Origin of the sequence: Pandoraea thiooxydans (genome assembly GCF_001931675.1) — a bacterium.
GTDB lineage: Bacteria > Pseudomonadota > Gammaproteobacteria > Burkholderiales > Burkholderiaceae > Pandoraea > Pandoraea thiooxydans.
In genome coordinates this window covers 180,839-204,879 of record NZ_CP014839.1, presented here as the reverse complement: position 1 = coordinate 204,879, position 24,041 = coordinate 180,839, and the positions used below count along the sequence as shown (strand labels likewise).

22 protein-coding genes are annotated in these 24,041 nt (G+C 61.2%); 12 read left to right on the top strand and 10 right to left on the bottom strand.

Translation table 11 applies throughout. The annotated features are described in order from the left end of the window. Positions 1–7: 7 nt before the first annotated feature. Entirely contained in the window at positions 8–463 is a 456-nt protein-coding gene (locus tag PATSB16_RS00980) for an FKBP-type peptidyl-prolyl cis-trans isomerase (RefSeq protein ID WP_047216027.1), read from the bottom strand. A gap of 126 nt (positions 464–589) precedes the next feature. Here PATSB16_RS00980 and radC point away from each other — a divergent pair, with 126 nt between their 5' ends. The 4 genes from radC (at position 590) to nadB (ending at position 3,687) form a co-directional block, all read left to right on the top strand. Continuing rightward, positions 590–1,264 carry a RadC family protein gene (radC, locus tag PATSB16_RS00975; RefSeq protein WP_047216026.1) on the top strand — a complete coding sequence of 225 codons (675 nt, stop codon included), beginning with the start codon at positions 590–592 and terminating at the stop codon, positions 1,262–1,264. A 148-nt stretch (positions 1,265–1,412) separates the two neighbouring features. Further along, the gene (rpmB, locus tag PATSB16_RS00970; protein WP_047216024.1) at positions 1,413–1,646 is read left to right on the top strand and encodes a 50S ribosomal protein L28; all 234 of its coding nucleotides are present in this window, start codon (positions 1,413–1,415) and stop codon (positions 1,644–1,646) included. A 10-nt stretch (positions 1,647–1,656) separates the two neighbouring features. Further along, positions 1,657–1,824 carry a 50S ribosomal protein L33 gene (gene rpmG, locus PATSB16_RS00965; protein ID WP_047216022.1) on the top strand — a complete coding sequence of 56 codons (168 nt, stop codon included), beginning with the start codon at positions 1,657–1,659 and terminating at the stop codon, positions 1,822–1,824. A 222-nt stretch (positions 1,825–2,046) separates the two neighbouring features. Continuing rightward, positions 2,047–3,687, top strand: coding sequence for an L-aspartate oxidase (nadB, locus tag PATSB16_RS00960; RefSeq protein WP_047216020.1), 1,641 nt, complete (start codon positions 2,047–2,049; stop codon positions 3,685–3,687). On the opposite strand, the gene nadC is transcribed toward nadB, so the two are convergent. The 6 genes from nadC to purN form a co-directional block, all read right to left on the bottom strand. Next, the gene (nadC, locus tag PATSB16_RS00955; protein WP_047216019.1) at positions 3,684–4,556 is read right to left on the bottom strand and encodes a carboxylating nicotinate-nucleotide diphosphorylase; all 873 of its coding nucleotides are present in this window, start codon (positions 4,554–4,556) and stop codon (positions 3,684–3,686) included. The two genes, nadB and nadC, sit on opposite strands and share 4 nt — an antisense overlap. Continuing rightward, the gene (nadA, locus tag PATSB16_RS00950; protein WP_047216829.1) at positions 4,553–5,689 is read right to left on the bottom strand and encodes a quinolinate synthase NadA; all 1,137 of its coding nucleotides are present in this window, start codon (positions 5,687–5,689) and stop codon (positions 4,553–4,555) included. The genes nadC and nadA overlap by 4 nt, the downstream gene beginning before the upstream one ends. Before the next feature lie 118 nt (positions 5,690–5,807). After that, entirely contained in the window at positions 5,808–7,004 is a 1,197-nt protein-coding gene (locus tag PATSB16_RS00945; protein WP_047216018.1) for a DesA family fatty acid desaturase, read from the bottom strand. A gap of 194 nt (positions 7,005–7,198) precedes the next feature. Continuing rightward, positions 7,199–8,566 (bottom strand): mechanosensitive ion channel family protein, encoded by a 1,368-nt coding sequence (locus PATSB16_RS00940; protein ID WP_047216016.1) that lies wholly within the window; start codon positions 8,564–8,566, stop codon positions 7,199–7,201. Positions 8,567–8,612: 46 nt separating this feature from the next. Next, entirely contained in the window at positions 8,613–9,926 is a 1,314-nt protein-coding gene (locus PATSB16_RS00935; RefSeq protein ID WP_047216015.1) for an RsmB/NOP family class I SAM-dependent RNA methyltransferase, read from the bottom strand. Then, positions 9,923–10,573, bottom strand: a complete 651-nt coding sequence (purN, locus tag PATSB16_RS00930) for a phosphoribosylglycinamide formyltransferase (RefSeq protein ID WP_047216014.1) — start codon at positions 10,571–10,573, stop codon at positions 9,923–9,925. Before purN ends, PATSB16_RS00935 begins: the two co-directional genes overlap by 4 nt. Before the next feature lie 133 nt (positions 10,574–10,706). Between purN and PATSB16_RS00925 the strand changes: the two genes are divergently transcribed. The 7 genes from PATSB16_RS00925 to dut all read left to right on the top strand — a co-directional run bounded on the left by PATSB16_RS00925 (position 10,707) and on the right by dut (position 19,206). Continuing rightward, positions 10,707–11,705, top strand: coding sequence for a bifunctional riboflavin kinase/FAD synthetase (locus PATSB16_RS00925; RefSeq protein WP_047216828.1), 999 nt, complete (start codon positions 10,707–10,709; stop codon positions 11,703–11,705). 98 nt (positions 11,706–11,803) lie between these two features. Then, a complete protein-coding gene (gene ileS / locus PATSB16_RS00920) occupies positions 11,804–14,641 on the top strand; it encodes an isoleucine--tRNA ligase (protein WP_047216013.1) in 2,838 nt (945 codons plus the stop codon). Further along, the gene (lspA, locus tag PATSB16_RS00915) at positions 14,641–15,153 is read left to right on the top strand and encodes a signal peptidase II (protein WP_418303879.1); all 513 of its coding nucleotides are present in this window, start codon (positions 14,641–14,643) and stop codon (positions 15,151–15,153) included. Before ileS ends, lspA begins: the two co-directional genes overlap by 1 nt. Positions 15,154–15,229: 76 nt before the next feature. Then, positions 15,230–16,435 (top strand): bifunctional phosphopantothenoylcysteine decarboxylase/phosphopantothenate--cysteine ligase CoaBC, encoded by a 1,206-nt coding sequence (gene coaBC / locus PATSB16_RS00910; RefSeq protein WP_047216012.1) that lies wholly within the window; start codon positions 15,230–15,232, stop codon positions 16,433–16,435. Further along, positions 16,432–17,637: an MFS transporter gene (locus PATSB16_RS00905; protein ID WP_047216011.1), complete on the top strand. Its 1,206-nt coding sequence runs from the start codon at positions 16,432–16,434 to the stop codon at positions 17,635–17,637. The genes coaBC and PATSB16_RS00905 overlap by 4 nt, the downstream gene beginning before the upstream one ends. 90 nt (positions 17,638–17,727) lie before the next feature. Beyond that, positions 17,728–18,747, top strand: a complete 1,020-nt coding sequence (locus PATSB16_RS00900; RefSeq protein ID WP_047216826.1) for an LLM class flavin-dependent oxidoreductase — start codon at positions 17,728–17,730, stop codon at positions 18,745–18,747. A gap of 12 nt (positions 18,748–18,759) precedes the next feature. Then, positions 18,760–19,206, top strand: a complete 447-nt coding sequence (gene dut, locus PATSB16_RS00895; protein ID WP_047216009.1) for a dUTP diphosphatase — start codon at positions 18,760–18,762, stop codon at positions 19,204–19,206. Positions 19,207–19,278: 72 nt separating this feature from the next. Here the strand turns inward: dut and clpA are convergent, their stop codons facing one another. After that, a complete protein-coding gene (clpA, locus tag PATSB16_RS00890) occupies positions 19,279–21,579 on the bottom strand; it encodes an ATP-dependent Clp protease ATP-binding subunit ClpA (RefSeq protein ID WP_047216008.1) in 2,301 nt (766 codons plus the stop codon). After that, on the bottom strand, positions 21,576–21,890 hold the full coding sequence (gene clpS, locus PATSB16_RS00885; RefSeq protein WP_047216007.1) for an ATP-dependent Clp protease adapter ClpS: 315 nt from the start codon (positions 21,888–21,890) through the stop codon (positions 21,576–21,578). Before clpS ends, clpA begins: the two co-directional genes overlap by 4 nt. A gap of 420 nt (positions 21,891–22,310) precedes the next feature. Here clpS and PATSB16_RS00880 point away from each other — a divergent pair, with 420 nt between their 5' ends. Then, positions 22,311–22,517, top strand: coding sequence for a cold-shock protein (locus PATSB16_RS00880; RefSeq protein WP_047216006.1), 207 nt, complete (start codon positions 22,311–22,313; stop codon positions 22,515–22,517). 120 nt (positions 22,518–22,637) lie between these two features. Here PATSB16_RS00880 and icd read toward each other — a convergent pair whose 3' ends face one another. Beyond that, positions 22,638–23,891, bottom strand: a complete 1,254-nt coding sequence (gene icd, locus PATSB16_RS00875; RefSeq protein WP_206093680.1) for an NADP-dependent isocitrate dehydrogenase — start codon at positions 23,889–23,891, stop codon at positions 22,638–22,640. Positions 23,892–24,041 lie beyond the last annotated feature (150 nt).

Genomic DNA, 24,041 nt, shown 5'->3' with positions numbered 1-24,041 from the left:
TCGATCCTTACAGCACGCCAATAATGTGGACTTCGAAGGTGATGGATTGTCCGGCCAGCGGATGATTGAAGTCGAACAGGGCCCAGGTATCGCCGATCTCCCTCAGGATGCCGGCGTACTGGCCGCCGCCGGGGGCCGAAAATTCGACCAGATCGCCAGGCACGTACTGCTCACCCAGGTTGCTATTCTCTTGTAGCGTCTTGAGCGACACCCGCTGCAGCAGTTCCGGGTTACGCGGCCCGAAAGCCTGCTCGGGAGCCAATGCGATCCTCGCTTGCTGCCCCTGCTCCATTCCGACGAGTGCCTGCTCCAGGGTTGGCGCGAGCTGCCCCGCCCCCAATTGCAACGTTGCCGGCTTGCCATCGAAAGTGCTCACGACGTCGGTGCCGTCGGCCAGGGCGATCCGATAATGCAACGTCAGGTAGGAATTCTCCTGAACCTTCGGAACCACTACGCTATTCATGAAAATCCCGCTTTAAAATCAAGCCTATATTGTAAGCGACCTGCGCTCTCGCTGGTCGTGCACCAGTTGCCCCCCCCCCTACCGCTCGGCGCGCTTGACCGCCGACTCGCATTCGAGAGAACAACGATGTCGATCAGTCATTGGCCCGCCGGCGAGCGGCCCAGGGAAAAGCTGCTATCGCTCGGCGCCGAGGCGCTGTCCGACGCCGAGTTGCTGGCAATCTTCCTGCGCATCGGCACGGCCGGCAAAAGCGCGGTTGCCCTCGCTCGCGAATTGCTGAATCATTTCGGCACGCTCAATCGGCTGTTTTGCGCCACAGCCCAGGAATTGAGCGCGGTGCGCGGCATTGGCACGGCCAAGTACGCGCAACTTCAAGCCGTGCTGGAAATGGCGCGCCGCGCGCTGGGAGAGGAGTTGCAGGAGCACGTGTCACTCAGTTCGCCAACGGCGGTAAAGCACTTTCTCCGCCTGTCGCTGGCACACAAACCCCATGAAGTCTTCTTTTGCCTGTATCTCAACACGCAAAATCAGTTGATCCGGGCTGAATCCCTGTTCCGCGGTTCATTGCAGCAAGCCGCGGTCTATCCGCGCGAGGTCGCGCGCCAAGCCTTGCGCCACAATGCTGCGGCGCTTATTGTCGCACATAACCACCCATCCGGCGTTGAGCAACCGAGCCAGGCCGATCTCCATTTGACCCGGCAACTCGGAGCAGCCCTCGAATTGCTGGAAATCCGTTTGCTCGACCACTTCATCGTCGGCGGTTCCGACGTCTACTCGCTGGCCGAGCATGGCGAGTTATAATGCGCCTCCGTCGCCGCGCATCCCGACGAAAATGAAGGTACCGGCAAAAAGCATTTGATTTATCTGGGATTTTCTGGTTATAATCGCCGTCTGTCTTTTCGACTAACTTATTTTTTTACCAGACAGCATTTAGCGTTAGGAGTGCTTTATGGCACGCGTATGTCAAGTGACCGGGAAAAAGCCGATGGTTGGCAACAATGTTTCCCACGCCAATAACAAAACCAAGCGCCGCTTCCTGCCGAATCTGCAAAACCGCCGTTTCTGGGTGGAAAGCGAAAACCGCTGGGTGAGCTTGCGTATTTCCAATGCCGGTCTTCGCCTGATCGACAAGAACGGTATCGATTCCGTACTGGTCGACTTGCGCGCTCGCGGCGAGATCTAAGGAGCTCATCATGGCAAAAGGCGCCCGCGATAAAATCAAGCTGGAGTCGACCGCTGGTACGGGTCACTTCTACACGACCACCAAGAACAAGCGCACCAAACCGGAAAAAATGGAGATCATGAAATTTGATCCGGTTGTTCGCAAACATGTGGCGTACAAGGAAACCAAGATCAAGTAAGCCACCGGCAGCGTTACGCGCCAAGGTTGACCGACCCCGCTTCGAGCGGGGTTTTTATTTTGGCGTCAATCGCTTGGTCGATTTGCAAGACGTGAATACTCAAGCATGCCACTTCACCGGCATGATCGCCACGTCATGGTCGCCAAATAGGTATACTGCAAAGCTCCAATGACTTCAGCGGGTCTGCCCTGCGCGCGAAGCGGGTCCGCATACATTTGCAGCATGAACTTCGACGTCATCATTGTTGGCGGTGGCCTGGCTGGCCAGTCCGTGGCGCTCCACCTTGCCGACACTTGCCGAGTGGCCATGATCACCAAACGGCCGTTACCGGAGGGCGCGAGCGATTGGGCGCAAGGCGGCATTGCCGCTGTGCTGGACTCAAGCGACAGTTGCCACGAGCATGTGGCTGACACACTGGTCGCCGGCGCCGGCCTTTGCGACGAAGCCGCGACCCGCTTCATCGTCGAAAACGGGCGTGCGGCAATCGAATGGCTGATTGGCCAGGGCGTGCCCTTTACCAAAGACGCTGCGGCCGAACTGGGATTTCATTTGACGCGCGAAGGCGGACACAGCCACCGCCGGATCATTCATGCCGCCGATGCTACCGGGCACGCAGTCGTCACAACGCTGGCCGAGCGTGTGCGCAGCCATCCGAATATCACGCTGTTCGAGAACCATTTCGCGATCGACCTGATCACCTCCGCGCGCTTGCCGGGGAGTTCCTCGGCAGCTGGTCATTCACGCTGTCACGGACTCTACCTGCTCGATCAGGAGCGCGGCACGGTGCAAACCATGACCGCCCGGCAAACCGTGCTCGCCACCGGAGGTGCTGGCAAGGTCTACCTTTACACAACCAATCCGGATACCGCTACCGGCGACGGTATCGCCATGGCGTGGCGCGCGGGCTGCCGCGTCGCCAATATGGAATTCATCCAGTTTCACCCCACCTGCCTGTATCACCCCTATGCGAAGTCCTTCCTGATTTCCGAGGCGGTGCGCGGCGAAGGCGGATTGCTGAAACTCCCGGATGGCACTCGTTTTATGCCACAGCACGACGCGCGGGCCGAACTCGCGCCGCGTGACATCGTGGCCAGAGCAATCGACTTCGAGATCAAAAAACGTGGCCTCGATTGCGTCCATCTCGACATCAGCCATCAACCCGCGGCTTTTCTTCACGAGCATTTCCCGACCATCCTGGCCCGCTGCCGAGAGTTCGGCATCGATATTACGCGCCAACCGATACCGGTGGTCCCGGCCGCGCACTATACCTGCGGCGGCGTCGTGACCGACCTCGCCGGGCAGACCGACCTGCCGGGTCTGTATGCCGTCGGCGAGACGGCGTACACCGGCTTGCACGGTGCCAACAGGCTGGCCAGCAACTCACTGCTGGAGTGTCTGGTGCTGGGTCGCGCTGCCGCGGAAAATATGCTTCAGCGTGCACACACCGACAGTGCCGAGATCAATGTACCGGAATGGGATGAGAGCCGTGTGTCGGACGCGGACGAGGAAGTCGTCGTTGCGCACAACTGGGACGAATTGCGCCGCATGATGTGGAATTACGTCGGCATCGTTCGCACCGACAAGCGCCTTGAGCGAGCCCAGCACCGCATCCGCCTGCTGCGCGAGGAGATTACCGAATACTATTCGCATTTCCGCGTTGGGCGGGATCTGCTGGAGTTGCGCAATCTGGTCGACGTGGCGTCGCTCATCGTCAACAGCGCGCTGTCGCGCCAGGAAAGCCGCGGCCTGCATTTCAGTCGCGATTACCCGGAGACCTTGCCCAAGGCATTGCCAACCGTTTTGCCGCCGCCCGCCAAAGCGGCACTGCGCAACGCCGCAGCCCATCCGGGATTGGGACGCTAGATCATTCGCATCGAGTAGTCGACGGCCTTGACGTCCTTGGTCAGACTGCCGATCGAAATGCGGTCGACGCCGGTTTCAGCGATGGTCCGTACCGTTTGCATATTCACGCCACCCGATACCTCCAACACCGCTCGGGCAGCCGTCATGCGCACCGCTTCGCGCATCATGTCGTAACTGAAATTGTCGAGCAGAATCGAAGTTGCGCCAGCACGCAGCACTTCGTCGAGTTGTTCGAGCGTCTCTACTTCGATCTGCACCGACACACCGGCGTTGAGCGCCCGAGCCGCATCAAGCACGGGCCCGATACCGCCAGCCGCAGCAATGTGGTTTTCCTTGATCAAGATGCCGTCATACAGGGCAAGCCGCTGGTTGACGCCGCCCCCGACCCGCACCGCATATTTCTGTGCCAGCCTCAAACCCGGCAGCGTCTTGCGAGTGTCAAGAATTCTCGCCTTGGTACCCGCAACCGCATCGACGTACGTGCGGGTCGCAGTGGCGACGCCGGAGAGCATTTGCAGAAAGTTCAGCGCGCACCGCTCGCCGGTAAGCAACGCGCGCGCCGGCCCACTCAATTCGCACACCGCCGTATTGGCCGCCATTTGCGCACCCTCGCGATAATGCCACTCGACACGGATCGACGAATCCAAACGCCGCATGACGGCCTCAAGCCAAGGCGCGCCACACAACACAGCAGCCTCTCTCACGATGATGCGCGCGTTGCCGGATTCATCTGCCGGCACCAACAGGCCAGTCAGATCGCCGCTGCCCACATCCTCGGCCAATGCGCTGTCGACGTTACGCTCCAGAGCATCGGCCAGGGGCACGCCGAATTCCGCAAACACCGGTGAGTCACATGAAAACGGGGTCATGCCGGGCCAACTCCTGAAAATAATGCGGTGTCGCGCGCCAGATCGCCACTGGCCCGCACGGTCTTCTTGCGCTCGGCGGCAAACGTCAGCATGCGGTCGATGCAGATATATGCCTGTTCGCCGATCCGTGGGTCGACCTGAATCTCGTTGTCGCCCGTTTCCAGCACATGGATCAGGTTTTCGAGGCCGTTCATCGCCATCCACGGGCAATGGGCGCAGCTCTTGCATGTCGCGCTATTACCGGCGGTCGGAGCCTCGATAAGGCGCTTGCCCGAGGCCACCGCGCGCATTTTGTGCAGAATGCCGTTATCGGTCGCCACAATGAACTCGGTCGCCGGCAAGGTGCGCACCGCATCGATGAGTTGCGAGGTCGAGCCAACCACATCGGCCTGCGCAACGACTGACGCAGGAGACTCGGGATGAACGAGGATCTTGGCGCGCGGGTGTTCGCGGCGCAGCAACTCCAGTTCGACGCCCTTGAATTCATCATGCACAAGACAAGCGCCCTGCCACAGCAGCATGTCGGCGCCCGTTTTCTCTTGCACGTAACGCCCCAGATGACGGTCCGGCGCCCAGAGAATTTTTTTGCCCTGCGCGTGCAAATGGGCGACGATGTCGAGCCCGATGCTGGACGTCACCATCCAGTCCGCTCGGGCTTTTACCGCCGCGCTGGTGTTCGCGTACACAACTACGGTGCGATCCGGGTGCGCGTCGCAAAACGCAGCGAATTGGTCGGCCGGGCAGCCCAGATCGAGAGAACACGTCGCGTCGAGGTCCGGCATCAGAATGCGCTTTTCCGGACTCAGGATCTTGGCGGTTTCCCCCATGAAGCGCACACCTGCGACAACCAGTGTATGCGCCGGATGGTCTCGTCCGAAGCGCGCCATCTCCAGCGAGTCGGCGACGCAGCCCCCCGTCTCTTCGGCCAGATCCTGCAGGTCCGCATCGACGTAATAATGCGCCACCAGGACGGCGTTCCGCTCGGCGAGCAACTGTTTGACGCGGGCCTTCAATGCCGCGCGGCGATCCGGCGTCAATGTTTCCGGCACACGCGCCCAGGCATGCGCCACGCATGCGCCGCCAGCGGCGTCGGGGCGCTCGAACTCGATCGATTTGAGAGGCGATTCAACCATCACGACAACCCAAAAATAAAACCTGAAACAAAGAACCCCGCCGTAGCGGGGTTTTGATTATGCGTCAAAAACCAAAAACCGGCAGATGACGCTCGACCCGGCCGGCCAATGGCCCGACTCAGGCGTAGCGCCGCAGGCGCAGCGCAAACTCTCGCAGCGCTTGAATCCCGCTTTGCTCCGCCCGCTGACACCAGTTTTGCAACTGCGCCAGCAATTGTTCACGCGAAGCGTTCGAGCGGCTCCAGATTTCGGCCAACTCGCTGCGCATGTCGTAGTAGGTCTTGAGCGCGCTGCTGTGCGCGAAAATCTCTGTGAGTTGCTGCTTTTGCGGCTCCTGCAGCTTGGATTCGTCCTGATGAAACCATTTGCCCGCCTTGCGGAACAATTGATATTCGCCGTGCTGATGCTTTTCCTTCAGGCGACTCAATTCGTCACGGTAAGCGCGCTTGAGCGCTTTCGCGTAGCGTGCCATCACTTCGTACCGGTTAGACAGCACCGCCTGCAGCGTGTCCTGGTCGCACAGCGCCTTGCTGCTGCCGAGCTTCGGTGTCGGGGCCACCTTCTTTACCTTGGCCAGACCAACAGCCGACAACATGCAGATATACATCCAGCCGATATCGAATTCGTACCACTTATTCGACAGCTTGGCCGATGTGGCGAAGGTATGATGGTTATTGTGCAGTTCCTCACCGCCGATCAGGATGCCCCAAGGCAGCAAATTGGTCGAGGCATCGGCGCAGTCGAAATTGCGATAGCCCCAGAAATGGCCCAGGCCATTCACCACGCCAGCGGCCCAGAACGGAATCCAAACCATCTGGACCGCCCAGATCGTCAATCCGATCGCCCCGAACAGCGCAAGATTGATGATCATCATCACACTGATGCCGAGAATCGTGTAACGCTTGTAAAGATTGTTCTCGAGCCAATCGTCCGGCGTACCGTGGCTGTATTTGTTCAGGGTTTCCGCATTGGCGGCTTCGACACGGTACAGCTCGGCGCCTTGCCACAGCACCGTGCTCAGGCCACGCGTTTGCGGGCTATGCGGATCCTCTTCGGTTTCGCATTTAGCGTGGTGCTTGCGATGGACGGCGGCCCACTCGCTGGTCACCATGCCGGTGGTCATCCACAGCCAGAAACGAAAGAAATGCGCTACCGCGGGATGCACGTCCAGCGCCCGATGCGCTTGGCAGCGATGCAGATAAATCGTCACGCCGGCGATCGTGATGTGCGTGACCACCAGCGTGTACAGCACGATCTGCCACCAGTGCCAGTGGAGCAGGCCATGCGAAATGAATCCAAGCAAACTATCCAACAAGATATGAGACTCCAAGATAAAGCACGGTATCCGGTGCTGCCGGACGCAACGACCAGCGAATCAGCTTTGCCACTCGCGCTCTTCCGGGAAGCCCATTGTGCTTAACGGCACATTTTACCCTATGCAATGTCACAAGTCTGTAGTATAAGCGGCACGAATTTGCTCTACATCAAAAGGGGGTTCGCTTGTCGTTTTCAAGCCCCATCGCCTGAATTTTGACGGGGATCCCGCTCGACGCGGGCGCCGGCGGAGGCGGGAGGCGTCGCCGGCCAATCATTGAGGATGCGAATTTCGCGTTGAGCATAGGGAATTTCTATACCGTTTTCGCGAAAACTCTGCCAAATCTTCAGATTAACCTTGGATCGGATGCCCAGCGTACCCAAGGCGGGATCCCGCACCCAAAACCCCATCTCCAGATTCATGCCATCCGCTCCAAAGCCCGACAGGGCCGCCCACGGCGCCGGATCTGACAAAACCCGGTCGACATCCTGGACGGCGGCGAGCATCAGCTGCATTGCCTGCTCGACGTCGGCCGAATAAGCAATTTGCACGGCCACCTTGGCCAATCCGCGGGTTTCCGTGAACGAGTGGTTCTGTACGACATCGGAGATGAGCTTCTCGTTGGGAACGATCACTTCGACGCCGTCCAGCCCGCGCACGACCGTGTAGCGCGTGCGGATTTGCGACACGGTGCCGTGGTAACTGTTGATGGTCACCAGATCGCCGATCCGCAGCGACCGATCAAGCAAAATAATGAATCCCGACACGTAGTTGCTGGCAATTTTTTGCAGCCCGAAACCAAGCCCCACGCCCAACGCGCCGCCAAACACGCCCAACACGGTGATATCGATCCCGACCAGCGAGAGCGACACCAGAAGCGCGACCACCAGCAGCAGCGCCTTGGCCAGGCGCGACAACACCACCTTCAGATTGGCGTCGACCGCCCTGGCGCGCATGATGCGGTCCTCGAGCACTGCGCTGGCCCACAGGGCCAGCAACACCGTGCCGCACACCCACAAGGCGCCGGTGATCAGCGTCAACAGCGACAGCGAATTGCGGCCGACCGCAAGCCGAATGTCGCTGAGCCAACGGAACAGATCCCCCTGCACCCCCAACACGTAGACGATCATGCCGCCCCAGGCAAACACGACCACGAAACGCTCGATCAGGTGCAGCATGCCGCTGGCTTGGGCCGATTGGGAAAACAGGCGCCGCAACAGGTAGAACGCCAGATAGATGACGCCGATGCCGAGCAACGGCACCTGCGCAACCGCAAGCAACGAAGTGTGGATTCTGTCGGACAGCCCCAGCCGCACCAGACCGACCACCGCCCACCCTACCAGCGGGAACATCGATCGCAGCAAGCTCGACGCGCCCGCCCGGCGCGCCGGCGGCACACTGGCGTAATGCCGCTGAAGTCGGGCCGAAAGCCAACGCGCCACACCGAAACTCACCAACAATGCGCCAGCCAGCGCGGCAATCTGCCAGACAATGCCTGGATCGCCGAAGTCGTGAATCAGATCCCGCAACATTTGGGCAAACGCCCTGCTCTTTCCCGCCATGACGCCCTCTTGAGGATGTCTTCGCCAGTCGCTTGTGCGTTGGCGGCTACTTCTTTCGTTCGAAAACCGCCGCGAAAAAACCGTCTGTCGCATGCCGATGCGGCAACAATTCCAGGTAGGGTCCGTTCGTCAGCGACGCTGCCTCGGGGATTTTCTGACTTTGCAGGATTTCAGCGGCGTCCAGCGGGACGAAGTCGTCATGCGCCGCGACAAAAGCCTCGGCGATCTCGCGATTTTCCGCCTCCAGCAGACTGCAGGTCGCATAGACCAAACGGCCGCCAGGTTTGACCAGGCGCGCCGCACTGGCCAGAATCGATGCCTGCTTGACAGTCAACTCCTCGACTGCCTGCGGCGACTGCCGCCACTTCAAGTCGGGATTGCGCCGCAAGGTCCCCAGACCGCTGCAGGGCGCATCGACCAGCACGCGATCGATCTTGCCCGCCAGGCGCTTGATTTTCGCGTCATTCTCGCTATCGATCAGCACCGGATGCACATTGCTCAGGCCACTGCGCGCCAGGCGCGGCTTGAGCTTGGCGAGCCGCTTGTCGGACACATCGAACGCATAAAGCCGGCCGCTCGAGCGCATCATTGCCCCCAACGCCAGCGTCTTGCCGCCCGCGCCGGCGCAAAAATCGACAATCATCTCGCCCCGGCGCGGCGCCACCAGCTGACACAGCAACTGGCTGCCTTCATCCTGCACCTCGAGCGCGCCCGCCTCGAACAACGGCAGACGCTGCAACGCCGGTTTGCCGGCCAACCGGATGCCATGCGCAGCGTAGTGCGTGGGCGCGGCGTCGATATGACTGTCGGCCAGCGCCGCCAGGGCGGCGTCGCGATCCATCTTCAGTATATTGACCCGGCAGTCCAGCGGGGCGGGGCGATTCAGCGCAACCGCCAACTGCTGGGCCTCGTCTTCGCCAAATTTTTGCACCAAACGCGCATAGATCCACTCGGGCAGATTCGCGCGAACCCGCGGCGCCAGACTGCTCGGATCGATACTAGCCACGTGCGTGAGCCACTGCTGCTCGTCGGCCGAGGCATACGCCGCACAAGCGTGTTCGCCCTGCGTCGCCCACAAGCCCAGCAGCGCCAGGCGCCGCTCGATCGGCCCCTGACCGCTTTCGGCGTCGTGCGAGAACTCGGATTTGCGCCGCAGTACGGCGAACACCGACTCGGCAATAGCGCCCCGCTCGCGATGGCCTAGTTTGGGCTCGGAGCGAAAGTAGGCGCTCACCACCGAATCTGCCGGCGCGGTGAATTTAAGGATTTGCGCAAGTAGCGCCTGAGTGTGCGCCAGCACGCCTTGCGTGGCGCCGCGCGCGTCCCGGACGGGTGCTCGCGATTGGCGGGTCTTTCTCATGCGTCGCCACCCATCAAGCACTGCGTCTCGACATCGCCCTGTCTCGGCGCAAGGTCGACTCGCCCCTGGGCGACGCGCAAGCGCCCCTCCACGAACCAGCGTACCGCGCGAGGATAAATCACATGTTCGCAGCGCAGTATGCGCGCCGCGAGATCGTCGGCGGTATCCCCCGGCTTTACCGGAACCGCGGCCTGGATCACGATCGGGCCATGATCGAGCTCGGCGGTAACGAAGTGGACACTGGCGCCATGCACCTTGATGCCGGCTTCGAGCGCGCGCTCGTGAGTGTGGAGTCCCGGGAAGCTGGGCAACAGCGAGGGGTGAATATTGAGCAATCGCCCGGCATAGCGCGCCACGAAGCCCGGCGTGAGAATGCGCATGAAGCCGGCAAGCACAACGAGATCCGGAGTGAATCCGTCGATCGCTGCGGCCAGCGCGGCATCGAAGTGCTCGCGCTCGCCAAAACCGCGGCTTTCGACCACAGCCGTGGCAATGCCATGGGCTTGCGCGAATGCCAGGCCCGGCGCGTCAGCGCGGTTGGAGATCACCGCGGCAATGCGGGCCGGCCACTGCTCGGCCGCGCAGGCGCGCACGATGGCTTCCATGTTGCTGCCGCGCCCGGAAATCAAAATCACAATATTTTTCATCGCGGAATTTTATCACCGGCACGGGGCGCCGCGCCAAAAGCTCGCGCCGAACCTGCCCCGAAACGTTTATAATTCAATGTTTTGCGGCGTCTGGCGCTGCACCAATCGACATTTTCCTTTTGTTTTTCATATCGTGCGAGTTTTTCGGGGTCTCCCAAACGCTGAAAGCAAGGCGCCCTGTGTACTGACCATCGGCAACTTCGATGGCGTTCACCTCGGGCACCAGGCATTGCTCGCGCGCATGCGCGCGGCCGGCGCCGCGCGTGGCCTGTCGACCTGCGTGATGACCTTCGAGCCGCACCCGCGCGAGTATTTCGCTCCGCAGCACGCGCCAGCCCGCATTTCCAATTTGCGCGACAAACTCGAAGCACTGGACGCGCAGGGTGTCGACCGGCTGGTCGTCGAGCACTTCAATGCTCACTTCGCCGGCCAATCCCCGGAGCAGTTCGTGCGCAATATCATCGTCGACGGCCTGCATACGCGCTGGCTGCTGGTGGGCGACGATTTTCGCTTCGGCGCCAAACGCGCGGGCGATTTCGCCTACCTGCAGGAAGCCGGCAAACGCTATGGCTTCGAGGTCGAGCAACTGTCGACGATCGCGCATGACGGCATTCGCATTTCCAGCTCCGAAGTGCGCGCCGCGCTGGCCGAGGGCGACTTCGAGCGCGCCCACACTCTGCTCGGCCGGCCATTCATGATTTCCGGACACGTCGTGCACGGCATGAAACTGGGCCGCGACCTCGGTTTTCCGACGCTCAACCTGCGTATCGCGCATCGGCATCCGGCCCTGACCGGCATTTTCATCGTCCAGGTGCATGGCCTGGCGAGCACCCCGCTGCCCGGCGTTGCCAGCCTCGGGCTGCGTCCGACCGTCGACGACTCTGGGCGATATTTGCTGGAGACCCATCTGCTCGATTTCGTCGGCGACGCCTACGGCAAGCTGGTGCGCGTCGAGTTCCTGCGCAAATTGCGCGACGAGCAGAAATACGACGGTCTCGACGCGCTGCAGGCCGCCATCGCCGAGGACACGGCGCAGGCCCGAGCCTTCTTTGCGCAGGGACGGCCGTATGCGGCCACTACCGCGACCGGCCAGCGTGATTTTGCCACCTCGGCAACCGATCGAATTAGTTGAGGAGCGCGCCCGCGGTGGCGTGCTCCGGGCACGGCGTGCCCACGCGTTCGTTGTTCCATTTCATCCGAGTCACCAGTGACTTACCCGCACCCGATACCATGAGTGACAAGAAATCCGCCGATAAATACCCCGTCAATCTGCTGGAGACGCCCTTTCCGATGCGTGGCGACCTGCCCAAGCGCGAGCCGCAGTGGGTCAAGCAATGGCAGGAAAAGAAGCTCTACGAAAAAATTCGCGCCGCCAGCGCCGGGCGTCCCAAATTCATCCTGCACGACGGCCCGCCATACGCCAACGGCGACATCCATATCGGCCACGCGGTCAACAAGATTCTCAAGGACATGATCGTCAAGGCCCGCAATATGGCGGGCTTCGATGCCGTATACGTGCCAGGCTGGGACTGTCATGGCATGCCGATCGAAATCCAGATCGAAAAGCAGTTCGGCAAACACCTGCCCGTGCAGGAAGTTTTGGAAAAGGCGCGCGCCTATGCCGGCACCCAGATCGAGCGCCAGAAGGCCGACTTCATTCGGCTGGGCATCCTGGGAGATTGGCAGAACCCGTACAAGACGATGAATTTCACCAACGAGGCGAATGAAATTCGCGCGCTCGGCAAGATCATCGAATACGGCTACGTGTATCGCGGCCTGAAGCCCGTGAACTGGTGCTTCGACTGCGGCTCGGCACTGGCCGAGGCCGAGGTTGAATATCAGGACAAAACCGACCTGGCCATCGACGTCGGTTTTCCGTTCGCCGAACCCGAGGCACTGGCCAAGGCATTCGGCCTGGATCAGTTGCCCCGCCCCGACGGCTACATCGTCATCTGGACCACCACTCCCTGGACGATTCCCGCCAACCAGGCGCTCAACCTGCATCCCGAGATCGATTACGCCCTGGTCGATACCGCGCGCGGGTTGCTGATCCTGGCCGCCGAGCGCGTCGAGGCGTGCCTGAAGGAATATGGCCTCGACGGCACCGTGCTGGCGACCTGCAAGGGCCAGGCGTTGGCCGGCATCCGCTTCCGTCATCCGCTGACGGCCGCCGACCCGGGCTATGCCCGGCTCTCGCCCGTCTATCTGGGCGAATACGTCACGCTGGACACCGGCACGGGCGTAGTTCACTCGTCGCCCGCCTACGGCGTGGAGGATTTTCTGTCGTGCAAAGCCCACGGCATGCGAGACGACGACATCATCAATCCGGTGCTGGGCGACGGCACCTACGCGCAATCGCTGCCCCTGTTCGGCGGACAATCGATCTGGGATGCGAATCCGCACATCGTCGAGGCGCTGAAAAATGCCGGCACGCTGCTGCATGTGGTCAAGTACACCCATAGCTACATGCATTGCTGGCGCCATAAGACGCCGATCATTTACCGCGCGACCAACCAGTGGTTTGCCGGCATGGACACCCCGCCGGCGCCGCAAGCGCCGAGCCATGGCCGCACGTTGCGCGAGACGGCGCTGGCCGGCATCGAGGCGACCCAATTCTTCCCCGCCTGGGGCAAGCAACGCCTGCACAACATGATCGCCCACCGCCCCGACTGGACGCTCTCGCGGCAACGCCAATGGGGCGTGCCGATGGCATTTTTCGTCCACAAGGAAACTGGCGAACTGCACCCTCGCACGCTCGAATTGCTCGAGCAAATCGCCCAGCGCGTCGAGAAAGAAGGGATCGAAGCCTGGCAAAAACTCGAACCGCGCGACCTACTGGGTGACGAGGCCGGGCAATACGTCAAAAACAAGGACACGCTCGACGTCTGGTTCGATTCGGGCACCACGCACTGGCACGTGCTGCGCGGCTCGCACGCCGATCAGTTGCGCTTCCCGGCCGATCTCTACCTGGAAGGGTCCGATCAGCACCGCGGCTGGTTTCACTCGTCGCTGCTGACAGCCTCGATGCTCGATGGTCAGCCGCCCTACAAGGCGTTGCTCACGCACGGCTTTACGGTCGACGGTCAGGGCCGCAAGATGTCGAAATCGGTCGGCAACGTGATCGCGCCTCAGGAAGTCGCCAACAAGCTGGGCGCCGAGATCATCCGGTTGTGGGTCGCCTCGACCGACTACTCGGGCGAGCTGTCGATCTCCGACGAAATTCTCAAGCGCGTGGTCGAAAGCTACCGCCGGATCCGCAACACGCTGCGCTTCCTGCTCGCCAATCTGGCTGATTACAACCACGCCGAGCATGCGCTGCCGCCAGAGCAGTGGCTGGAAATCGACCGCTACTCGGTGGCGCTGGCCAACGCCCTGCAAACCGAACTGCTGGCCCACTACGACAAATACGAATTCCATCCGGTGGTGGCCAAGCTGCAGACGTTTTGCTCGGAAGACCTGGGTGGTTTCTATCTCGATATTCTCAAAGACCGCCTCTACACCAGCGCGCCGAACGCACCGGCCCGCCGGGCCGCACAGAACGCGCTGTATCACATCACCCAGGGGCTGCTCAGAGTGATGGCGCCGTTCCTGTCGTTCACGGCGGAGGAAGCCTGGCAGGTGTTCGCCCCGGGCGAGGAGACCATTTTCACGCAAACGTATTACGCCTACCCGAAAATTGGCGACGGCAGCGAGCTGCTCGAGAAATGGCACCTTCTGCGCACGGTGCGCGCAGACGTCACCAAAGCGCTCGAGGAGGCCCGCGTGGCCGAGCAGATCGGCTCCTCGCTGCAGGCGGAAGTCGACATCCGGGTGAGCGGCCGCAAATACGAGATTCTCGCCAGCCTCGGCGACGATCTGCGTTTTGTGTTGATCACCTCGGCCGCACGCGTGACACAAGTCGAAAACGCCGAGCAGGAGGGCGTCCAGGTCGTGCCGTCGGCCCACAAGAAATGCGAGCGCTGCTGGCACTACCGGGCCGACGTGGGTCACGATGCGACTCACCCGACGCTTTGCGGGCGCTGCGTTTCAAATCTTTTCGGCGCAGGCGAAACCAGGAGAGCGGCGTAATGGCAAGCAAACAAATGGCTCGACGTTCGGCCAGCGCCGGCAGCGGCCTGGCGCCATGGATGGGGGTAGCGGTCATCGTCATCCTGCTCGATCAGATCACCAAGCTGATTATCCTCAAGACCTTCGCCTATGGTGAATTTCACCGCATCACGTCGTTCTTCAACCTGGTGCTGGTCTACAACCGAGGCGCGGCATTCAGCTTTCTATCGTCGGCCGACGGATGGCAGCGCTGGTTCTTTACGGCGCTGGGCATCATCGCCGCGGTCGTGATCCTTTGGCTGCTCAAGCGGCACAGCGGGCAAAAGCTCTTTTGCACCGCCCTGTCGCTGATTCTTGGCGGAGCGCTCGGCAATGTGATCGATCGGGTTATCTACGGGCACGTCACCGACTTCCTCGACTTCCATCTCAACAATTGGCACTGGCCGGCGTTCAATGCCGCCGACACGGCCATCACATGCGGTGCGATACTGCTGATACTGGATGAATTGCGCCGCGTCAAACGCGGCAAATAACGATACGGCAAATGCGTCGGGCCGGCACCAGCGGTGCTCGGATCGACGCCGAGCCGCCGGTCGACAAAGGACACGTATGGAACTCGCCGACAAAACCATCCTGCTTGGTCTGACCGGCGGCATCGCCTGCTACAAGGTTGCCGAGCTCACGCGGCTGCTCATCAAAGCCGGGGCCACGGTGCAAGTGGCCATGACCGAGGCCGCGACCCAGTTCATCACGCCGGTCACCATGCAGGCGCTATCGGGACGCCCGGTATTCACGAGCCAGTGGGACGCACGCATCGCCAACAACATGCCGCATATCGACCTGTCGCGCGAAGCCGACTTGATCGTGATCGCGCCGGCATCGACCGATTTTCTGGCCAAGTTGGCGCACGGCCAATGCGACGACCTGCTTTCGACGCTCTGCGTGGCACGCGATTGCCCTCTCGTCGCGGCTCCCGCGATGAATCGCCAAATGTGGGCCAACCCGGCGACCCAGCGCAACGTTGCCCAGTTGCGCGCCGACGGCATCACACTGCTGGGCCCGGACAGCGGCGACCAGGCTTGCGGAGAAATCGGCGACGGCCGGATGCTCGAGCCGGAAGCACTGCTCGAGGCCATCATCGCGTTTTTTCAACCGAAGTTGCTGGCCGGCAGGCATGTCACCATTACCGCCGGGCCGACCTTCGAGCCGATCGATCCGGTGCGGGGGCTGACCAATCTTTCGAGCGGCAAAATGGGCTTTGCAATGGCTCGCGCGGCGGCCGCGGCGGGCGCCTCCGTGCACCTGATCGCTGGCCCCACCGCGTTGCCGACACCCTATGGCGTGTTGCGCAGCGATGTGCAGACAGCTCAGCAAATGTACGAGGCGGCACTGGCCAGTGCGGCCGGCGCGGATCTGTTCATCGCGGTGGCCGCGGTAGCCGACTGGCGCGTCGCCCAAGTGCATGTCAGCAAGATCAAGAAACAGGACGGGCACGACGTGCCGCATCTGGATTTCGTGCAAAACCCCGACATTCTCGCCGCCGTCGCGCAGCGACCGCAGGCTCCGTTCTGTGTGGGATTCGCCGCCGAGAGCGACAATCTGGAGGCGCACGGCGAGCAAAAGCGCCGCAAGAAGGGCGTGCCACTATTGATCGGCAATCTGGGGCCTGCCACCTTCGGGCGCGACGACAACGAAGTCATCCTGTTCGACGCGCATGGCCACACCCGGCTGCCGCGCGCCGACAAGCAAATGCTGGCCAACACCTTGATCAGAGAAATCGCTCAACGCCTCGACGCCGCGCCTCGCCAAGCATGACCGCCCCGACAGCACAAACGCCCGGCATCAGCGTGTTCGGTACGCTCGCGTCGCTGGCGGCCATTATCTTCTTCGGCTTCATGACGATCGGCATGCCATTGCCGGTGATCCCCGTATACGTCAACAAGACCCTCGGCTATGGCTCCCTGATGGTGGGCATCGCGGTCGGTATCCAGTCGGTGGTCACGCTGTCCTTGCGCTCGTTTGCCGGTCACACCGTCGACACGCGCGGCGCCAAGCGGGCGGTACTGACGGGGTTATGCGGCTGCGCCACCGCGGGTGTGCTGTATCGGATCTCCGCCGCGTTCGCCGAAGTTCACCCCGGCACCGCCCTGGGCGTTCTGTTGGCCGGCCGCGCCACACTGGGCTTCGCCGAAAGCCTGATCCTGACTGGCGGCATGTCGTGGGGCATTGGGCTACTGGGCCCCGCCCACGCCAACAAGGCGATTTCCTGGCAAGGCGTCTCGATGTACACGGCGATTGCACTTGGCGCGCCAGCCGGCGCGACACTACTGCAACAATGGGGCTTTACCGCCGTCGCTTATGTGGTGATCGCCTTGCCGCTGGTTGCGGGCCTGCTCCCATGGCGACTGCCGGCCGCAGCCATCACAAACGGCAAGCGCCTGCCGTTCCATAAGGTCGTGGGTCGCGTCTGGCGCCCCGGCCTGGCGATGACGCTCGGCAGCATCGGCTATGCGGTGATTGCCGCATTCATCATGTTGTTCTATGCCAGCCGCCATTGGGACGGTGCGGCTTACGCGCTGACCGCCTACAGCGTCACGTTCATCGGCGTGCGCGTCTTGCTGGGCCACTCGGTCGAGCGTTTCGGGGGCATCCGCGTCGCCGTGCTGTCTCTGCTCATCGAAGCAGTCGGCCAGACCCTGCTCTGGACCGCAACCTCGTCACTGATGGCCCTGGCCGGCGCGGCGCTCACGGGGGTCGGCTTCTCGCTGGTTTTCCCTTCGCTGGGGGTCGAGGCGATCAAACATGTGCCCAGCCAGAACCGCGGCGCAGCACTCGCTGCCTATTCCGGGTTTTTCGATCTCGGGTTGGGTTTGATCGGTCCATTGGCCGGGCTGGTGGTCGGCGCCTTCGGCTACGCGGCGATCTTCCTGTTCGGTGCGCTCGGCGCGATCGGCGGGGCGATCCTGACCAGCCGGCTGGCCCGCGCCAACCGATCGGCCGAGCAGGCCAACGCCTGAAGGCAAACCAGCAGCGATGGTATGATCGGCGCTCGCGGTGCCGCGTCTGTCGCCCGGCCATGCCGCGCCATTTTCAACGTCAACGCTCACATGACCCGCCCCCCGCTCAAGCTCTCCATTCTCGATCAGACGCCGGTAATCGCCGGCCATAGCGTGGCCGACGCCATTGCCGCCACCGTCGATCTGGCACAGGCCGCCGATGCGCTGGGTTATACGCGTTATTGGTGTGCCGAGCATCACGGTCTGCGCGGCGTGGCCAACCCTGCGCCTGAGGTAATGATCGCGCGCCTGGCCAGCGCCACACGACGTCTGCGCGTCGGCTCGGGCGGAGTGATGCTGCCTTATTACAGTCCATTCAAGGTCGCCGAGCAATTCATGATGCTCGAGGCTTTATTTCCGGGACGCATCGATCTCGGCGTAGGGCGCGCCCCGGGCGGAGACATGCGCACCGCCCAAGCGGTGGCCGATGGTCAATACAATGCTGCCGAGCGGTTCCCGCAGCAGGTGGCGGATTTATGCGCGCTGCTGGGCGCAACGCTGCCCGAGGATCACCGCATGGCTGGCGTGCTGCTGCAACCGGCCGTAGCAACGCGCCCGGAATTATGGATGCTGGGGTCGAGTGAATTCGGCGGCTTGCTGGCCGCGCAACTCGGCATCCGCTATGCGTTCGCTCATTTCATCAATGCGCAATATGGTGAGCGCGTGAGTGCCGCGTACCGCGAACGCTTTCGCGCCGGGCATGAAGCCACACCATACTGCGCGCTGGCGTTGTTCGTAATTTGCGCCGACACCGACGCCGAAGCGGCCGAACTGGAGGCGGCGGTCGATCTCAGGCGACTGCAAATGGCTTATGGCCTGAATGCCCCGATTCCCAGCCTCGAACAGGCTCGCGAACAACGCTACAGCGAGCACGATCGGATGCTCATCGAGCGCGAGCGATCGCGCAGCATCGTCGGCACGCCGGAGCGCGTGCGCGAGCGGATCGAGGCGTTACGGTCGCAGTTCGACGCCGACGAAATTATCGTACTGACCGTCGCCGGCAGCTACAAGGCCCGATTGCGCTCATGCGAATTGCTGGCCGAAGCATTCCAACTCAACCCGCTTTCCTGAAATCTTTTCACCATGAAACTCGACGTCAAAATTCTCGACCCGCGCATCAAGGACCAATTACCGCATTACGCGACACCCGGCAGTGCCGGTCTTGACCTGCGCGCGTGCATCGAGGCGCCGATGACGCTCGAACCGGGCCAGACGGTGCTGGTTCCGACCGGCCTGGCGATTCACCTCGATGACCCCGGTTATGCAGCGCTCATCCTGCCGCGTTCAGGGCTTGGCCACAAACATGGCATCGTGCTCGGCAATCTGGTGGGGCTCATCGACTCGGATTATCAAGGCCAACTGATGATATCGACCTGGAATCGCGGGGTATCGACTTTCACGCTCAATCCGTTCGAGCGCCTTGCCCAACTGGTGGTGGTGCCGGTAGTGCAGGTCGAATTCAATCTGGTCGAAGAGTTCGCCGATAGCGAACGTGGCGCGGGCGGATTCGGCAGTACCGGTCAGCACTGAAACCAATCGCAAGGGCGAAAAAAAACCGCAATTGCGACGTGCAATTGCGGCGTTCTTCGGGCAGGGGCCGTTCTATTCCGCTTCGGCGATTTCCGGTTCAGCGCGCGCTGAACCACTGGCCGGGAAAGTCAGTTGCACTTGATCCTGCCCGTCGAGATCCACCGTGACGCGCCCGCCGCTGGTCAGCTTGCCAAACAGGAGCTCGTCTGCCAGCGCACGACGAATCGTGTCCTGAATCAGGCGCTGCATCGGCCGGGCGCCCATCAGTGGATCGAACCCCTTGCGCGCCAGGTATTTCCTGAGCGCGTCGGTGAACACGACTTCGACCTTCTTCTCGTGAAGCTGATCTTCCAGTTGCATGAGGAACTTGTCGACCACGCGCAGGATAATCTGCTCGTCGAGCGCCTTGAAGCTGATGATGGCATCGAGCCGATTGCGGAATTCAGGTGTGAACATCCGCTTGATGTCGGCCATTTCGTCGCCTGCTTCACGCTGTGTCGTAAAGCCGATGGTCGAACGGTTCATCAACTCGGCGCCGGCATTGGTCGTCATGATGATGATGACGTTGCGGAAGTCCGCCTTGCGGCCGTTGTTGTCGGTCAGCGTGCCGTGGTCCATGACCTGCAGCAGGACGTTGAAAATGTCCGGATGCGCCTTTTCGATTTCGTCGAACAGCAATACGCAATGCGGCTTTTTGGTGATCGCCTCGGTCAGCAGCCCTCCCTGGTCGAAGCCGACATAGCCCGGCGGCGCGCCGATCAGGCGGCTCACCGCATGGCGCTCCATGTATTCGGACATGTCGAATCTGATCAATTCGATGCCGAGCGTGAAAGCCAGTTGCCGCGCGACCTCGGTCTTGCCGACCCCGGTCGGGCCGGAGAACAGGAAAGCCCCGATCGGCTTGTCCATCTTGCCCAACCCGGCGCGCGCCATCTTGATGGAAGCCGCCAATGCGTCGATCGCCGGATCCTGGCCAAACACGACGCTCTTGAGGTCGCGATCCAGCGTCTGCAATTTGCCGCGGTCGTCCGCCGACACGCTCTGCGCCGGAATGCGGGCGATTTTCGAGATGATCTCCTCGATCTCACCCTTGCCAATGGTCTTTTTCTGCTTGGACTTGGGCAGAATGCGCTGCGCCGCGCCAGCCTCGTCGATCACGTCGATCGCCTTGTCGGGCAGATGCCGGTCGGTGATGAAGCGGGCCGACAATTCCGCGGCCGCACTCAGCGCGCTGGCCGAATACTTGATGCCGTGATGTTCCTCGAAGCGCGACTTGAGGCCGCGCAGAATCTGCACGGTCTGCTCGACGGTCGGCTCGACCACGTCGATTTTCTGGAATCGCCGCGACAGTGCCGCGTCTTTCTCGAAGATGCCACGATACTCGGCAAAAGTCGTCGCGCCGATGCACTTGAGTTGGCCTGACGAAAGCGCCGGCTTGAGCAGGTTCGACGCGTCGAGCGTACCGCCGGAAGCGGCGCCCGCGCCGATCAGCGTATGGATTTCGTCGATGAACAGGATCGCGTTGGTGCGTTCCTTAAGTTCCTTGAGGACCGCCTTGAGACGCTGCTCGAAGTCGCCGCGGTATTTGGTGCCGGCCAGCAGCGCCCCCATGTCGAGCGAATAGACGTTGGCGTCCGCCAGAATTTCCGGCACCTCGGCGCGCGTCACGCGCCAGGCCAGGCCTTCGGCAATCGCCGTTTTGCCCACGCCCGCCTCACCCACCAGCAGCGGGTTGTTCTTGCGTCGCCGGCACAGCACCTGCACCACGCGCTCGACCTCGGATTCGCGGCCGATGAGCGGATCGATACGCCCTTCGCGGGCCAACTGGTTAAGGTTTTGCGTATATTGGGCCAGCGGGCTTTCCTTGGCCGCCGCGCCTTCCTCGCCTTCGGCACCACCCTCGCCGGCCTTGGCAGACTCGCCGCTGCTCGCCCCAGTCTTGGTAATACCGTGCGAAATGTAGTTGACGACGTCGAGTCGGGTGACGCCCTGCTGTTGGAGGTAATAGACGGCGTGAGAATCCTTCTCGCCGAAAATCGCGACCAGCACGTTGGCTCCAGTCACTTCCTTCTTGCCGTTGGAAGTGGACTGCACATGCATGATCGCGCGTTGAATCACGCGCTGAAAACCCAGCGTGGGTTGTGTGTCGACTTCATCGCTGCCGGGCACCGTCGGGGTGTTGTCGGCGATGAAATTGCGCAGATTCTGTCGCAAGTCGTCCAGATTGGCCGCGCACGAGCGCAGCACCTCAGCAGCCGTGGGGTTGTCCAACAGCGCCAGCAGCAGATGCTCGACGGTGATGAACTCATGCCGCGCCTGGCGCGCTTCCATAAACGCCATATGCAGGCTGACTTCCAATTCCTGGGCAATCATGCTTCCTCCATCACGCACTGCAGCGGATGCCCGGACTGCCTAGCGTGGCTAACAACTTGCTCTACCTTGGTCGCAGCGACATCGCGCGTATAGACCCCACAAACTCCGCGACCCTCTCGATGCACCTTGAGCATGATCTGTGTCGCGGTCTCGCGATCCTTGTTGAAATGTTCCTGGATCACGAAAACGACAAACTCCATAGGAGTGAAGTCGTCATTCAACAACACCACCTTGAACATCGGTGGTGGCTTGAGCTGCTGCTCCTGTCTTTCTGTGACGGTGTCGCCGTGGGTCGTCGGTAAGGTTGCCATACGTCGATTCTAAACAACTCGAGCCGCGCAGCCGTGCCGCCTCGCCACGCGCCGCTTCCCGTCGCTCCGACCCGCCCGACAACGCCAAAAACCGCCAGCCCAGGGGTGGCTGCACTCTATGTAAGCAGCTTAACCCAAAATTCAAGAGCGTGCGGCCCTTTCATTTAGGGGCGGCCGATATCCGGGAAAAACCTAATAAATGAAGGGGTCTAAACCGCCAAAAACCCCTTGACACTGTCGCGCATTACCGCAAACAATCATTATGGCGCTTTTCCACACTCTGCAGTTGTTCGATAGCTCAATAGAAAAGGTGCCTTGGTGAGCCTGTGAGGAGAGAACGGCTGCTGTCGTTCGGCTTTTCGGATGCGCTCGTTGTTGCGGTGATGTGTAGTAGTAGTAACTGAATTAGGGGAAGTTTGTATGGCACTCGGTACGGTGAAATGGTTCAACGATGCCAAAGGGTTCGGTTTTATTACCCCGGATGAAGGCGGCGAGGACCTCTTTGCGCATTTTTCTGCGATCCAAATGAACGGGTTCAAAACCTTGAAGGAAGGCCAGCGCGTCTCTTTCGAAGTGGTGCAGGGCCCGAAAGGCAAGCAAGCGTCGAACATTCAGGCAGCGCCCTGAACGCCGCATCGCTGCTTGCAATCGCGGAACCCGGCTTCGGCCGGGTTTTTATTTGCCTGCCGCCGACGCGAAAAAGAGGCAAAAACGGCCTCTTTTTCGCATGACGGGAATCTCAGTGACTTACATATTGTCGATCATGACCTGGCCGAAACCGGAGCACGACACCTGGGTCGCCCCCTCCATCAGCCGGGCGAAGTCGTAGGTCACCTTCTTGGACAGGATCGATTTTTCCATCGACGCGATGATCATATCGGCCGCTTCGAACCATCCCATGTGGCGCAGCATCATCTCGGCCGACAGAATCTCGGAGCCCGGATTCACGTAGTCCTTGCCGGCATACTTGGGGGCTGTCCCGTGCGTGGCTTCAAACATGGCCACCGAGTCCGACAGATTCGCACCGGGGGCGATCCCGATGCCGCCGACTTGAGCGGCCAGCGCATCGGAGATGTAATCGCCGTTCAGATTGAGCGTGGCGATCACGTCGTATTCCGCCGGACGCAACAGAATCTGCTGCAGGAACGCGTCGGCAATCGAATCCTTGATGGTGATTTCCTTGCCCGTCTTCGGGTTCTTGAGTTTGCACCACGGCCCGCCGTCGATCAATTCGGCACCGAATTCCTTTTGCGCCAGCTCGTAACCCCAGTCACGGAACCCACCTTCGGTGTATTTCATGATGTTGCCCTTGTGCACCAGCGTGACCGACTGGCGATCATTGTCGATCGCGTACTGGATCGCCTTGCGCACCAGGCGTTGGGTACCCTCTCTGGAAACCGGCTTGATGCCGATACCCGAGGTGGATGGGAAGCGAATTTTCTTGACCCCCATCTCGTTTTGCAGAAAAGCGATGACCTTTTTGGCCTGCTCGGATTCCGCTTCCCACTCGATTCCGGCGTAGATGTCTTCCGAATTCTCACGGAAAATCACCATTTCGATCTTCTCCGGCGCGCGCACCGGCGAGGGCACACCCTTGAAGTAGCGCACTGGCCGCAGGCACACGTAGAGGTCGAGTTCCTGGCGCAGCGCCACGTTCAACGAGCGAATGCCGCCGCCCACGGGGGTCGTCAACGGCCCCTTGATCGACACCACGTACTCCTTGAGCACTTGCAAGGTCTCTTCCGGCAGCCAGACATCCGGCCCGTATACCTTGGTCGATTTTTCGCCCGCGTAGATTTCCATCCAGCTGATCTTGCGTTTGCCCTGATAAGCCTTCTGCACGGCCGCGTCGACCACCTTGATCATGACCGGCGTAATATCGAATCCGGTACCGTCGCCCTCGATATAGGGAATGATGGGATTGTCCGGAACGTTCAGGGAAAAATCCTTGTTGACCGTGATTTTTTCCCCGGCCGGAACTTTGATGTGCTGATACATGATCGACTCCATTGAACTTGCAGTTGACTACGCGCGGCCAGACCGGCGCCGCCGGCAAACACGCCCCATTTAACGATGGTTTGCGCACGGACCTGATTGCTCAAGTCTTATATAAGACACAAGACTAGGTTTCGTATTATGCATTAGTATTTC

Bases quoted from the DNA above. Each gene is read 5' to 3' on its own strand.
- ileS (WP_047216013.1), top strand. From the start codon at position 11,804: ATGAGTGACAAGAAATCCGCCGATAAATACCCCGTCAATCTGCTGGAG.
- PATSB16_RS00905 (WP_047216011.1), top strand. From the start codon at position 16,432: ATGACCGCCCCGACAGCACAAACGCCCGGCATCAGCGTGTTCGGTACG.
- clpS (WP_047216007.1), bottom strand. From the start codon at position 21,890: ATGGCAACCTTACCGACGACCCACGGCGACACCGTCACAGAAAGACAG.
- nadA (WP_047216829.1), bottom strand. From the start codon at position 5,689: ATGGTTGAATCGCCTCTCAAATCGATCGAGTTCGAGCGCCCCGACGCC.
- PATSB16_RS00880 (WP_047216006.1), top strand. From the start codon at position 22,311: ATGGCACTCGGTACGGTGAAATGGTTCAACGATGCCAAAGGGTTCGGT.
- nadC (WP_047216019.1), bottom strand. From the start codon at position 4,556: ATGACCCCGTTTTCATGTGACTCACCGGTGTTTGCGGAATTCGGCGTG.
- PATSB16_RS00980 (WP_047216027.1), bottom strand. From the start codon at position 463: ATGAATAGCGTAGTGGTTCCGAAGGTTCAGGAGAATTCCTACCTGACG.
- PATSB16_RS00940 (WP_047216016.1), bottom strand. From the start codon at position 8,566: ATGGCGGGAAAGAGCAGGGCGTTTGCCCAAATGTTGCGGGATCTGATT.
- dut (WP_047216009.1), top strand. From the start codon at position 18,760: ATGAAACTCGACGTCAAAATTCTCGACCCGCGCATCAAGGACCAATTA.
- PATSB16_RS00935 (WP_047216015.1), bottom strand. From the start codon at position 9,926: ATGAGAAAGACCCGCCAATCGCGAGCACCCGTCCGGGACGCGCGCGGC.
- lspA (WP_418303879.1), top strand. From the start codon at position 14,641: ATGGCAAGCAAACAAATGGCTCGACGTTCGGCCAGCGCCGGCAGCGGC.
- coaBC (WP_047216012.1), top strand. From the start codon at position 15,230: ATGGAACTCGCCGACAAAACCATCCTGCTTGGTCTGACCGGCGGCATC.
- nadB (WP_047216020.1), top strand. From the start codon at position 2,047: ATGAACTTCGACGTCATCATTGTTGGCGGTGGCCTGGCTGGCCAGTCC.
- rpmB (WP_047216024.1), top strand. From the start codon at position 1,413: ATGGCACGCGTATGTCAAGTGACCGGGAAAAAGCCGATGGTTGGCAAC.
- radC (WP_047216026.1), top strand. From the start codon at position 590: ATGTCGATCAGTCATTGGCCCGCCGGCGAGCGGCCCAGGGAAAAGCTG.
- PATSB16_RS00900 (WP_047216826.1), top strand. From the start codon at position 17,728: ATGACCCGCCCCCCGCTCAAGCTCTCCATTCTCGATCAGACGCCGGTA.
- clpA (WP_047216008.1), bottom strand. From the start codon at position 21,579: ATGATTGCCCAGGAATTGGAAGTCAGCCTGCATATGGCGTTTATGGAA.
- purN (WP_047216014.1), bottom strand. From the start codon at position 10,573: ATGAAAAATATTGTGATTTTGATTTCCGGGCGCGGCAGCAACATGGAA.
- rpmG (WP_047216022.1), top strand. From the start codon at position 1,657: ATGGCAAAAGGCGCCCGCGATAAAATCAAGCTGGAGTCGACCGCTGGT.